Source organism: Maribacter sp. Hel_I_7 (assembly GCF_000688315.1).
Lineage (GTDB): Bacteria > Bacteroidota > Bacteroidia > Flavobacteriales > Flavobacteriaceae > Maribacter > Maribacter stanieri.
In genome coordinates this window covers 1,357,054-1,370,118 of record NZ_JHZW01000002.1, presented here as the reverse complement: position 1 = coordinate 1,370,118, position 13,065 = coordinate 1,357,054, and the positions used below count along the sequence as shown (strand labels likewise).

At 33.8% G+C, this 13,065-nt stretch carries 12 protein-coding genes; 6 read left to right on the top strand and 6 right to left on the bottom strand.

Annotated elements, in window-relative coordinates; all coding sequences use genetic code 11:
* Positions 1 to 115: 115 nt before the first annotated feature.
* Positions 116 to 1,168, bottom strand: a complete 1,053-nt coding sequence (gene pdxA, locus P178_RS0107400) for a 4-hydroxythreonine-4-phosphate dehydrogenase PdxA (RefSeq protein ID WP_027065616.1) — start codon at positions 1,166 to 1,168, stop codon at positions 116 to 118.
* 60 nt (positions 1,169 to 1,228) lie between these two features.
* Here pdxA and P178_RS0107395 point away from each other — a divergent pair, with 60 nt between their 5' ends.
* Positions 1,229 to 1,813 (top strand): riboflavin synthase, encoded by a 585-nt coding sequence (locus P178_RS0107395; protein WP_027065615.1) that lies wholly within the window; start codon positions 1,229 to 1,231, stop codon positions 1,811 to 1,813.
* Between the two features lie 4 nt (positions 1,814 to 1,817).
* Here P178_RS0107395 and P178_RS0107390 read toward each other — a convergent pair whose 3' ends face one another.
* Positions 1,818 to 2,906 (bottom strand): DUF5009 domain-containing protein, encoded by a 1,089-nt coding sequence (locus P178_RS0107390; RefSeq protein WP_036145857.1) that lies wholly within the window; start codon positions 2,904 to 2,906, stop codon positions 1,818 to 1,820.
* Between the two features lie 7 nt (positions 2,907 to 2,913).
* Positions 2,914 to 4,725: a sodium:solute symporter family protein gene (locus P178_RS0107385; RefSeq protein WP_027065613.1), complete on the bottom strand. Its 1,812-nt coding sequence runs from the start codon at positions 4,723 to 4,725 to the stop codon at positions 2,914 to 2,916.
* Between the two features lie 75 nt (positions 4,726 to 4,800).
* Here P178_RS0107385 and P178_RS0107380 point away from each other — a divergent pair, with 75 nt between their 5' ends.
* Both P178_RS0107380 and P178_RS0107375 read left to right on the top strand, forming a co-directional pair.
* Positions 4,801 to 5,556: a sulfite exporter TauE/SafE family protein gene (locus P178_RS0107380; RefSeq protein WP_027065612.1), complete on the top strand. Its 756-nt coding sequence runs from the start codon at positions 4,801 to 4,803 to the stop codon at positions 5,554 to 5,556.
* 124 nt (positions 5,557 to 5,680) lie between these two features.
* Complete coding sequence (locus P178_RS0107375) at positions 5,681 to 7,210, top strand: GH3 auxin-responsive promoter family protein (protein WP_027065611.1); 1,530 nt, start codon at positions 5,681 to 5,683, stop codon at positions 7,208 to 7,210.
* 5 nt (positions 7,211 to 7,215) lie between these two features.
* Here P178_RS0107375 and P178_RS0107370 read toward each other — a convergent pair whose 3' ends face one another.
* Entirely contained in the window at positions 7,216 to 7,818 is a 603-nt protein-coding gene (locus P178_RS0107370) for a hypothetical protein (protein WP_027065610.1), read from the bottom strand.
* 14 nt (positions 7,819 to 7,832) lie between these two features.
* A complete protein-coding gene (cls, locus tag P178_RS0107365) occupies positions 7,833 to 9,260 on the bottom strand; it encodes a cardiolipin synthase (protein ID WP_231500516.1) in 1,428 nt (475 codons plus the stop codon).
* Positions 9,261 to 9,390: 130 nt separating this feature from the next.
* Here cls and P178_RS0107360 point away from each other — a divergent pair, with 130 nt between their 5' ends.
* Entirely contained in the window at positions 9,391 to 9,801 is a 411-nt protein-coding gene (locus tag P178_RS0107360; RefSeq protein ID WP_027065608.1) for an arsenate reductase family protein, read from the top strand.
* Between the two features lie 64 nt (positions 9,802 to 9,865).
* Positions 9,866 to 11,422, top strand: coding sequence for a hypothetical protein (locus P178_RS0107355; protein ID WP_027065607.1), 1,557 nt, complete (start codon positions 9,866 to 9,868; stop codon positions 11,420 to 11,422).
* Between the two features lie 72 nt (positions 11,423 to 11,494).
* Here P178_RS0107355 and P178_RS0107350 read toward each other — a convergent pair whose 3' ends face one another.
* Positions 11,495 to 11,677, bottom strand: coding sequence for a hypothetical protein (locus tag P178_RS0107350; RefSeq protein WP_027065606.1), 183 nt, complete (start codon positions 11,675 to 11,677; stop codon positions 11,495 to 11,497).
* Positions 11,678 to 11,948: 271 nt separating this feature from the next.
* Here P178_RS0107350 and P178_RS0107345 point away from each other — a divergent pair, with 271 nt between their 5' ends.
* Entirely contained in the window at positions 11,949 to 12,995 is a 1,047-nt protein-coding gene (locus P178_RS0107345) for a helix-turn-helix domain-containing protein (protein ID WP_027065605.1), read from the top strand.
* Positions 12,996 to 13,065: the final 70 nt, after the last annotated feature.

Here is a 13,065-nt window from a genome sequence, read left to right as displayed (position 1 = left end):
ACACTTAAATTAACACTATTCGCCCTCAAAAGGCGGGTGCAAAGATACTATAATTTTAATAAAAGACAATAGTTATCAACTATTTATCTTTATAACTTTTTAATCTTATAAAAAATTAACGCTCTCTCTTTAAACGCTGCTTTTTTAATACGTCTTTCGTAAGTTCTTCGTATTCTGTTCTATTCTTAAAAATCTTTAAGGCCATAAAAACCGCTTCTTTAAAAGAACTCTCGTCAGCAACACCTTTTCCTGCTATTTCATACGCCGTTCCATGATCTGGTGATGTTCTAACTTTACTTAATCCTGCTGTAAAATTAACGCCTTGACCAAATGAAATTGTTTTAAAAGGAATTAAGCCTTGGTCATGATATGCTGCTAAAATGGCATCGAACTTTTTATATCCGTCCGACCCAAAAAAGCTATCTGCAGAATAAGGGCCATATACTAGATGACCCATATTTGACATTTCTTTTATCACTGGCTTCATTACCTCATCATCTTCTTTACCAATTACTCCGTTATCACCACTATGCGGATTAATGCCTAACAAAGCTATTTTTGGTTTACGAATACCAAAATCCATCATCAATGATTTTTCTATGGTATTGATCTTATCGCGTATAAGTCTAGGGATAATTGCCGCCGAAACATCTTTAACCGCTACGTGATCCGTTAATAACCCAACCTTTAATGTATCTGTTACCATAAACATTAAACTCTCGCCATCTAGCTCTTGAGCTAAATAATCTGTATGTCCAGGAAACTTAAACTCTTCTGATTGAATATTGTTTTTATTAATAGGTGCGGTTACTAAAACATCTATATCACCTTTCTTTAATGCCGCTACTGCCGCTCTTAAAGATTTAATAGCATACTCACCACCATCTTTTGTTGACTGCCCAAAATCTATTCTAGGCATTTCTTTCCATACATTAACAATATTGATTTTATTGTCTATTGCTTTTGAAGCATCTGGTATACCATTAAATACAATGTTAAGCTTCAATTGCTTCATTTGGAAAGAAACCGTCTTGTTTGAAGCAAAAATAACGGGAGTACAAAAATCTAACATTCTACTGTCTTCGAAGCTTTTTAATGCCACTTCACAACCTATTCCATTTAAGTCTCCTATTGATATGCCTAACCTAATTTTCCTATTTTCCTCCATGATATTCTGTACCTTTGTACTCAATTTTGAATATTCAAAATTACTTAAATTAAACGACACATGTTTACGGGAATTATTGAAACATTAGGTAAAGTAACCTCGCTTGAAACTAAAGGCGGTAACTTAGACATCACTATAGAATCTAGCTTAACACCTGAATTGAAAATAGATCAAAGTGTTGCTCATAACGGGGTTTGTTTAACCGTTGTTAGTCTAACAGACACCACCTATACCGTAACGGCAATAGCCGAAACACTAAGTAAAACCAATCTTGACATTTTAAAAATCAACGATACTGTAAACTTAGAACGTGCAATGATTTTAGGGTCTAGATTAGACGGACATATTGTTCAAGGCCATGTAGATCAAACAGGAGAATGTACCAACGTAAGGGAAGATAATGGTAGTTGGATTTTTTCTTTTACCTATGACGCAAAAACTGGAAACCCAACCATTGAAAAAGGTTCTATTACCATTGACGGTACAAGTTTAACGGTAGTGAATTCTGGCAAGAATTCTTTTGAAGTAGCGATTATACCTTATACTTACGAACATACTCGTTTTAACACCTACAAACCTGGCACTATTGTAAATCTAGAGTTTGATGTTATTGGGAAGTATGTTGCAAAGTTAATGGCTAAATAACTACCTATACTTTTATAAATATCTTTTTCTGATAAAGAAAGTAGCCCACAAAGCTATAAAACAGCACTACACTTAATCCATATAATAAGGAAGACGTTTCTAGTGCAAGAAAATCATGCACATATACCTTTTGAAACAACCACCCATGTAATGACGTTTCGCCAACTTGTATCTGACCCATTACTTTGCTAATAAAACTCGATAAGAAATAAATTACAATAGCATTTGCCCCTGCATATCTAAATATGGAACCAAATTCTATTTTCTTAACATCGGTCAAGTAATAAATAAGTGCCAGAATTAAATTAGCCCAGCCTGCGGTTACCAAAACAAAACTACTTGTCCAAAGTGCTTTATTGATTGGGAAGACAAGATCCCAAATATGACCAATAATTAAAAAGCTACCACCAATACCCATTAATATAGTTGCCTTCTTTTTTTGAGTACTCGTTAATATAAGACCGGTAAATACACCTAATAAAGAGCTAGCAATAGAAGGTATTGTACTTAACAAGCCTTCTGGGTCATAATCTGCCTTGTAGCTGTGCGAACCAAATACTTTTACATCGATCCAATTTGCTAAATTATTAGGTGCTCTTTCTAGTGTTGAAGCTACACCATCAACAGGAACAAAGGTCATTAATAACCAGTATCCTATTAAAAGTAACGCAGTTACCCAAATTAAATTTTTCCAACTTAGGTTAATGAATAGTAATGCAGCAAAAAAGAATACCACACCTATTCTTTGAAGTACCCCAGGAAAACGGATATCACCAAAATCTTTAAAGAATGGAAAGTGAATAACGAATGCTCCTAAAAAAAGTCCGAGTCCAATCAGCTTCAATGCCCGAATTCCTATTTTACGATATGCCTTAGCATCTACAGTTCTGTTTTTATATGAGAAAGCAATAGATGTACCTACAATAAATAAAAAGAACGGAAAAACTAAATCAGTTGGTGTATACCCATGCCAATCGGCATGTAGAAATGGACCATAAACATTAGACCACGTTCCTGGTGTATTTACCAAGACCATTAATAATATGGTAGCTCCCCTAAAAATATCAACCGATAAAATCCTATCCTTTATCATCTTGATATTATAATATGTTATCCTTTAAACGATTCCAAGCTTTTACCAATAACACTGCCGCTATAGTAGAAACAACCGTTAATACAATTGCTTGTGTAGTTCTGCCATAAATCCAATATCCTGTAGCAAACATAATTGAGTAAATTAATACCACACCTAACAACATAGCTGTTAAACCAGCCGGAACACTCCATTTTTCTTTATCCTTAACAATCTCTACCGCATCTGTTTTTGCATCACCTACCACTTTTGCCCAACCCGGACCTCCTGGTTGTATTTTTCTATAGAAGCTACGTAATGTATCATTAGATTCTGGTTGAGTCATATACGTTGCCATCAACCAAATTGCAGTGGTTACCACCACAATAAATATGTATTCTGACCAATCTGGTAATAGACCAGTATCAGCAGCAAAAAGATATGCCCCTACCGGAGTCAATTTTAAAATAATAGAAATAATACCCGATGCGAACATTGCAGTAATTTCACTCCAAGCATTAATCCTCCACCAAAACCATCTTAAGATAAATATAAGTCCGGTACCTGCACCAAAAGCCAATAGCACATCAAACAATTGAAGTGCATTTTGAAGTAACAATGCTAAACCAGCACTAAAAATCATTAGTACTACGGTAGAAATTCTACCTACGGCTACTAATCTTTTCTCAGATGCATTCGGATTAATCTGTTGCTTATAAAAATCATACACAATGTAAGACGACCCCCAATTTAACTGTGTACTAATAGTACTCATATATGCTGCAACCAATGAAGCTAGTACAACTCCTAAAAGTCCGCTAGGTAATTTTGTCAACATTGCTGAATATGCTAAATCATGACCTAATTTATCTGGAGTTACATTTGGGAAAGCCTCTTGTATACTTGCTAAATCTGGGTATACAACTATAGATGCCAATGCAACCAAAATCCATGGCCAAGGTCTTAATGCGTAGTGCATAATATTAAAAAAGAATGTTGCACCAATAGCATGATTCTCATCTTTTGCCGCCAACATACGTTGTGCAATATAACCACCACCACCTGGTTCTGCACCTGGGTACCAAGAACTCCACCATTGTACCGCTAATGGAATTATAAATAAGGTTATCAATGCTTTCTTATTACTGAAATCTGGAAGTATATTTAGTTTAGAAGCTACATCCTCATTTGCCATTAAAGCCTTAATACCACCAACTTCAGGTATATTCACTAAATAATAAGCAGCACCTATTGCTCCTGCCATAGCCACGAAGAACAAGAGAAAATCTGTATACACCACACCTTTAAACCCACCTAAAGCACTAAAAGTAACCGTAATTAAACCAGCACTTACTACTGTTTGCCAAGGCTCTAACCCAAGCATAATGCTTCCTATTTTTATTGCTGCCAATGTAACTGCAGACATGGTAATTACATTAAAAATTACCCCTAAATAAATAGCCCTGAATTTTCTTAAAAAACTTGCGGGCTTACCGCCATAGCGCATTTCATAAAACTCAAGATCCGTATTTACGTTAGACTTACGCCAAAGTTTAGCATAGACAAATACCGTTAACATACCGGTTATTAAAAAACACCACCAAACCCAGTTACCCGAAACCCCGTTGGTACGTACTATATCTGTTACTAAATTGGGTGTATCTGTGGAAAAAGTGGTCGCAACCATTGAAAGCCCTAAAAGCCACCAAGGCATCGTACGTCCTGAAAGAAAAAATTCTGAAGAACTTTTACCTGATTTTTTTGATACATAAATCCCTATTCCTAAGACAAGAGAAAAGAAAACTATAATAAAAGTATAGTCTAGCGTACTGAGTTCCATAAGTTGGTTTTAGGTTGATTGTTAAAGATATATTATTTTAGGACATTTTTACATCTAATACGCTAAACGTACCACGTGCTTCTATCAATAACTACTGAAATTACCCCAACCGCTTGGATACTTGCTTCTATAGCTACGTTTATAATCGGTTTGTCAAAAGCAGGTATTAAAGGTATCGCTGTTTTAAATGTCACTATAATGGCGTTGGCATTTGGCGCTAAACAATCTACCGGTATGGTTGTTCCGTTATTGGTTCTCGCTGACATTTTTGCCGTAATCTATTACAATAGATATACCCAATGGAAGTATGTTTTTAAGGTGCTGCCATGGATGATTTTTGGACTAGTGATCGGTGTTTTCGTCGGGAATGAAATGCCAGAGAAGTTTTTTAAAATTGGTATGGCAACTATAATTATCATAACTGTAGGTATGATGTTTTATTGGGACCGTAAAAAAGATAAAAATGTACCATCGCACTGGACTTTCGCTGGATCCATTGGTACTATCGCAGGCATCACTACTATGGTAGGCAATTTAGCCGGCGCTTTTTCTAATATTTATTTTTTAGCCATGCGCCTACCTAAAAACCACTTTATTGGTACTGCAGCTTGGTTATTTTTAATAATTAATATTATAAAACTACCCTTTCATTTCTTTGTTTGGAAGACCATTACATTAGAGTCATTGACATTAAACCTAATGCTCTTACCTGGTATTCTATTAGGCTTTTTTGTTGGTATTCGTTTTATTAAGCACATTAAAGAAGCATTTTTTAGAAAGATGATATTGGTTTTAACTGCCGTAGGTGCCGTGCTTATAATGCTTAGTTAGCACCTCAATTTCATCTATATTTCACAGTTGGTTGAATAACGTCCACATATTTAAGATTAGGGTTAATCTTAACTTCAGCTTACATGTACTTTTATGAGCACTAATCAAGAAATATTTTCAGCTCATGAATATCATAGGAAATTTCATAAAGGGTGTTATAAATGTAACCGATAAAATTACCGGTGACGACAACCCAATAGAAGAACAAAAAGAAGTTCTTAAAAACCTATTGAAAACGGCAAAAGATACTTCTTTTGGTAAAGCTTATGAGTTTGAAAATATTTTAGAAAGTGATAATCCTCAACAATCATTTCGTAATGCGGTGCCCTATTTTGACTACAATCAAATAAATGAAAAATGGTGGCATAAATTACATGAAGATCAAACGGATGTTACTTGGCCTGGCAGCCCAGATTATTTTGCATTAAGCTCTGGTACAACAGGGAAGACAAGTAAGCGTATACCTGTTACAGATGAAATGATAGACGCTATACGACAAGCAGGTATTAAACAGGTTCTAGCTCTATCTAATTTCGATTTACCGGCAGATTTCTTTGAAACAGGAATTCTTATGCTGGGTAGTTCAACTGATCTAATTGAAAATGACGACCATTTAGAAGGAGAGATTAGCGGTATTAGCGCTAGTAATATACCATCTTGGTTTAGCGGTTATTATAAACCAGGAAGAGAAATTGCAAAAATTGAAGATTGGGACGAACGCGTTGCAAAAATTGCAGAAAAAGCAGCAGATTGGGATATTGGTGCTCTAAGTGGCATACCTTCTTGGATAGAATTAATGCTGAAAGAGGTTATTAAAAAACACAACCTCAACAACATACATGAAATATGGCCTAATCTACAAGTTTATACTTCTGGCGGAGTGGCATTTGGTCCTTACGAAAAGAGTTTTAACGCATTAATGGGAAAACCCGTAACGGTCATAGACACCTATTTAGCATCCGAAGGTTTCATAGCTTTTCAAGCAAGACCAGAAACCGATGCCATGAAATTGGTAACCGATAACGGAATCTACTTTGAATTTGTGCCTTTTAATCCAGATTTTATTTTAGAAGATGGATCTCTTTCTCAAGATGCTCCTTCACTAACATTATCTGAGGTTGAAACCGGTCAGAATTACGTTCTTATTATTAGCACCGTCAGTGGTGCATGGCGCTATCTTATTGGAGACACTATTGAGTTTACAGATGTTGAGCGTGCCGAAATTAAAATTACAGGGCGTACTAAATTCTTCTTGAACACCGTTGGTTCTCAATTATCAGTAAATAAATTAGATGATGCCCTAAAAGATATCATGGAAACATTTGATATTGAAGTACCGGAATACACGCTATGTGCAAAGAAATATGAAGACGGATTTTACCATACTTGGTATTTAGGTACTAAAGCAACACAAGACCCTAAAGACATTGCAGATAAGCTAGATGAGTCTTTAAAAGCAGCTAATAAAAATTATAAGGTTGCCCGTTCAAAGGCTTTGAAAGGTGTTAAGGTATTTACAGTAGATCCTGATGTTTTTTATAGCTGGAACGATAGCAATAAAAAGAAAGGCGGACAGGTTAAAATGGAACGTGTTATGAAGGAGGGAAAATTTGCCGAATGGGAAGGTTTTGTTGAAAAACAGAACAATAAATAATATTGCTAATCTATACTGGCAGCATCCCGTTCTTCAACCAAAATCATGATTTCTTCTGGAGATAGATAGAAATTTTTAATTCGGTCTACGTATTCTTGGGTTAATCCCGCTTCCTTTAAGATAAATTCTTTAGTTGCAAGAATATAAGTTTCCATACCATGGTTAACGGCATATGAATCTGCACGGCGTTCTGCCTCACGAATATAGTTTTTAGAGGTTACATATTTAAATCCGAAGCCAATTAGATTAAATCCACTTCGCTGCTCAAAATCCATTACGTGACCTAATTCATGACCTAACCACCCTATCATTATTTCAGAAGGTATGTCTTTAGTATAGTACACAGAATCTGCAATCTTTATTCTTTCACTTATTAATATATTATAAGACCTCTTCTTCTTTGACTTAAAAACACTCCAAAAAGAAGGCTGTGCCTGCATTGTAGATTTTTTAATATTCTTTTTAAACTTAAATTCAATTTTAGTATTAGTTAATTCTGGATAGTGCGAAAGGGCAATTTTTGCCTCTTCGGTTATTTCATGCGGAATTGTATGTTGTGCAGATGCAACCATAGAGAAACTTAAAGTTATTAGGATTAAATAGTTCAATTTATTTTGTTTTATTAAAGTAGCGGGCTAAAAAATTTAGCTAGTCCTTCTAAAAATTTACTAAAAGGGGATCTATTTTTAAATTCCTCCAAATCAACTTTTACATCTTCGGTACAGTGCTTCGTAAATAGCTTTTCAATCTCCGATGCTTTTTCATCATCGTAAACTATAGCATTGGTTTCAAAATTGTGCTCAAAACTTCTATAATCAAAATTACCCGACCCTACAGATACTATTTCGCCATCAATAATAATTACTTTACTATGAGAAAAATCTGGTCTAAGATAAATGTTAGCCCCTACTTCCAGCAAAGCTTCGAATGTGGAGAACATACTATATTGAGCAAGTAATGAGTCTGATATTTTAGGTGTTAACAACGTAACTTTTACGCCGCTCAAAGCTGCTATTCTTATAGCTTCCAATACTGGTTCTCCTGGAATAAAATACGGGTTGGCAATACAAATGCTTTTTTCTGCAATATTGATCATTGCCAAATATTGTTGCATAATTGCAGGGTACCTAGAATCTGGGCCGCTTGATATTATTTGTGTGACGGTTTTACCGGTAGGTTCTACTTTTGGAAAGTACTTGTCTTGTAACAACAATTCTTCCTTTCCCGCAAAATGGTAATCTTTTACAAATACCCGCTGTAAACTATTAACGGCCGGACCTTGAATACGTAAGTGCAAATCTTGCCAGATTCCAAGTTCTGAAACTGGTTTCATATATTTATCTGACACATTGAATCCGCCAGTAAATCCTATTTTACCGTCAATAATTAAAATTTTTCTATGATTTCTATAATTAAGGGTAAACAAGAGATTACCAAATCGAATGGGCATGGTTGAAAATGCCTTTACCCCAATATCTTTAAATCTTTTTACTCTTTTGCCACGCATAGAATTACTGCCAAAAGAATCATATAACATTCTAATCTCTACCCCTTCTTTAACCTTCTTTTTAAACAGCTCATAAAATCTATCTAACAACATACCATCTTCTAAAATGTAATATTGTAGATGAATAAATTCTTTAGCTTCCTCTATCGCCTTAAAAATAGCGCCAAATGCTTCCTCTCCACTATTTAACAGCTTTATATCATTGCCTTCGTATGGGGCAAAATAACTGTTCTTTCTAATGAGCGATGCTAACTTTTCTCGTTTATAATCATCAAAATGGTGAACACTTTGTTCTCCACCTTCCAGTTCTTTATAGGTTTCTGAATAGAGCCTTCTCTTTTCTGTCTGTTTTAATTTAAAGAGCTTAAATTTTCTTCTATTTATTCCAAATAAATAATATAATAGAGGTCCTAAAAAAGGAAATATGATAACAGATAATGACCAACTAATCATCTTAGTCGCCTTAGATCCATTAAAAATTATATTGACAATACTCCATAGAGTAACTGCAATGTAAGCTAGCCAAAGAATTGTATTTATCACTCTATTTGTAGTTTCTTAACAAGATACTATAAAATGACCCACCCCAGCGTAGCAAAAATCTTTCAAGATACTTTTAGTTTGAAACGAGTTAATTACTGGATGTGGTTGTGAGTACTTTTAAAAAAAAGTGATGGGAGTAATTGCTATGGATAAAAAACAAATAACCCTTTATTACAGTTCAGAAAATTCAATTGGAAAACAATTGAATGCATATGTAGAGTCTTCGGGTAAAGACAACTTAACAATAGATATTTCTAAAACAAACGTTACCGGAACCCAATGGGCAGAACTTGCCGATGGATTAGGTAAAAAAATATCTGAATTGGTGAATACCGAACATCCAGATTTTAAGGATGTATATGGCGAGGATACCATAGATTTAGATGATGATGGATGGTTGAAAATACTGAACAAATATCCAAGTTTTCTAAAGAATGCAATCGTTATAAAAGGTGAGGAATATATTGAACTTACAAGTGCATCAGACTTTAAACAATACATGGATCCCGATAGTGCTGGTATAGAAAAACCATATAAGTAATTGCTTTTACTTCTAAACATAGGGTTCCCAGAACTTCTAATTAGATTCTATTAAAACAACCCTTATGTCTAAGATTTTAAAATGGCTTATTGTAGTTTTTATTGTCTGTATTGGTGGTTATATGCTTGCCCAATGGAAAATGAAAAGCGAAGTCATTAGCTTTTTAGAACGTAAAGTTCCTAATCATATAGATTTTGCATATGATAATATCACTATCGATCTACTTAAAGGAAATATAGCTTTTGAAAAGGTTGTGGTAGTTAGTTTAGGTAAGCAAACCTCTTCATGCGAAATTAAAGTAAATGCAGACAGATTATCTATTACTGGATTTAGTTATTGGAAGCTGTTTTTTAAAAAGTCTATTTTTCTAAAGACACTTACACTTACCAAACCTCATCTTAATTTTAAGACATGTCCAAATGATTCTGACAATGAAGAAGCAAATAAGAGCAATCCTATAAAATTGCTTAAAGAGATTTTTGTTGAGGAATTAATTTTTGATTCTGGTATTGTTGAAATTTGGGATGCTAATGAAGAAGTAGAATTAATTTCAATTAAATCTATTGATCTTTCTTTAAAGCAGGTTACAACAAATCCGGAAATTATAACTAAATATGTTCCTTTCACTTTTACTGAATATAAACTTGATTTTCAAAAATTCAACGCTCCACTGGGAGAATTTGAAGCGTTGAAAATGGAATCTATGGTCATTGATAATTCTAACATTGAAATCAACAACATATCACTTGCAACTATTTATTCTAAATCTGAACTAAGTAAAAAAATTACTTATCAAAGAGATCACATAAATCTATTTATTCCTTCCATTAACGTTAAAGATCATAATTATGTAGTTTCAAATGACTCGCTACAAGTTAATTTTAAAGAGCTATTTCTAACGAAGCCAATGTTAGAAATGTACCGAGACAAGTCTAGATTAGAAGATTATAGAAATAAGCCACTTTATGCAGAATTACTGCGAAAACTACCCTTTAAAGTGGCAATTGACTCTGTTTTTATAGAAAAAGGATCTATTATCTATGAAGAAGATATTCCTAATAACGTAAAAGCTGGCGCATTAAGCTTTGAAAAATTAGATGTCACTATAAGTAATCTGTCCAATTTAGTAAATGTTGAAGACCCCCTTAAAATTCAATTGAGAGCCAATTTAATGGGGGTGGGTAAATTTCATCTTGATTGGCAATTTGACGTACAGGATTTACGAAATACATTTCTTATCTCTGGCGGACTCTCAAATTTTAATACGGCTAATCTAAATGATTTTCTTGTTCCCAATCTAAGAACACAAACAACAGGGACAATAGATCAATTATATTTTACTATTTCAGGTGATGATAATGTAGCTACTGGAGATATTAAAATGAGCTATGAAGATTTTAAGTTTCAAGTACTCAACAAGGAAAGAAACGGTATTAAAAAAGTTCTTTCTTTTATTGGAAACCTATTCGTTAACGACGGATCAAAAGCAGATGAAAATGGGTACAGGTATGGTGATATAAACGTGGAACGTGTTAAGAATAAATCGTTCTTTAATTACTTATGGATCAATTTACAAGACGGATTATTAGATGTATTAACCGGTAATGGCAAAAAGGATTAATACACTATTTATAAAATTAAAAAAGCCAAGTAGTAAAACTACCTGGCTTTCTTTTCATAGCAATATTTTATACTAGTTGTCATCAGTAGCATCTTCTACCGCATCTTCAACCTCATCAGCTCCGTCTTCAATTCCGTCGCCAATATCATCAATTCCTTCTTCCATTTTTTCTCCTGCAGTTTTTTCTTCTCTACAGCTTGTTGCAACGCTAATTGTCATAAATGCGAATACAATCATTAATAGTGACTTTTTCATAATATAGATTTTAATAATTAGGTTAACATTTTAAATAATAGGCACGGCGGTTAACTTGTTAACGATTTAGTTCCTCATACCTGTCAATACAAAAATGCCACTATTATGTTGGAGTGCTTGGTTGTAAAAAATGAAATATTAACTCATCCACCAAAAACATATTTAGCCTAAAACCCTTTACTTTACTTTAGGTACTGCAGATACAAGCTTATTCTTTAGAATTAATTTGGTTTAGAAATTTGACCTATATTGTTGGGTATATTATACATTAATGAGCACAAAAAAAGAACTTAGGGAGTTAAATGTGGTAGATGTTGTAAAAGATATTGCCAATAGATTACAGGTAGCATACAAAGAAGAGAACAATGAAATTTGTATGGATATTCCTGAAGAAGCTGGTTCTGGCCATATTAAAGCAATAAACTTTTCTCATGGTGTAGGTGTAATGGATGTTGACATTACTTTAAAAAAAGAAGTGCGTTTTGTGCTTAATCAATCTTTAGTACAGCCCCTACAAATAGTTTTCAATAGAAAAACCAGTTTGTTACACGAGTTTGACGGTCAAGAAAAGCAAACGGAGATTAAACATTTAGAAAGTGCTATTTTTTCTTGTAATAGTAAATATGGTAATGTTCTTAACCTTAAAGCAAACGAACCAATTTCCTTTTTTAATCTTGAGATAAATAGAAAACTGTTCGAAGAAAAAATTGAATCTTTTCTTCCTGAAATGAATGAAGATTTAGAGGGTCTTTTTAGAGATGTAAATGGAGTTAACCTGTTCTTTCATAAAGGTCATTATAGTTTGGATATTGCTAAATGTATTGAGGAAATAAACCAAAGTGAAGATACCGGTTTTACCAAAAGTGTATTTATAGAGGGTAAGTGTTTTGAAATACTGGCTCATCATCTGCGCCAATATGTTGATGATGCATCGCCAAGTGAAAAAAGAACCATATTAAGACAATCTACAGTCGTAAAAATTGAAGAGGCTGCGCACATTATTGATGATACCTTAGAGGAGACTCCAGATATAATTTCGTTATCAAAAAAAGTTGGGTTAAATCAAAATACACTACAAAACGGATTTCAAAGTTTATTCGGCTTATCAGTAAAAGAATATATTCAAAACAACCGGATGGAAAAAGCCAGACATTTAATGGAAACCACCACTTTGAACATCACTGAAATAACATATAGAATTGGTATCAACTCTAGAAGCTATTTTGCCAAGCAATTTAAAGAACGGTATGCGATGACTCCAAAACAGTATATGCAAAAACTTGCTTCTGATAACAAAGGAGAAACCAATACAATCTAAATTATCCTTCAGATACACTTCTTTTAAAACTATCAAAAATCCATTTTAACATTTTCAACGAAATCAAAAG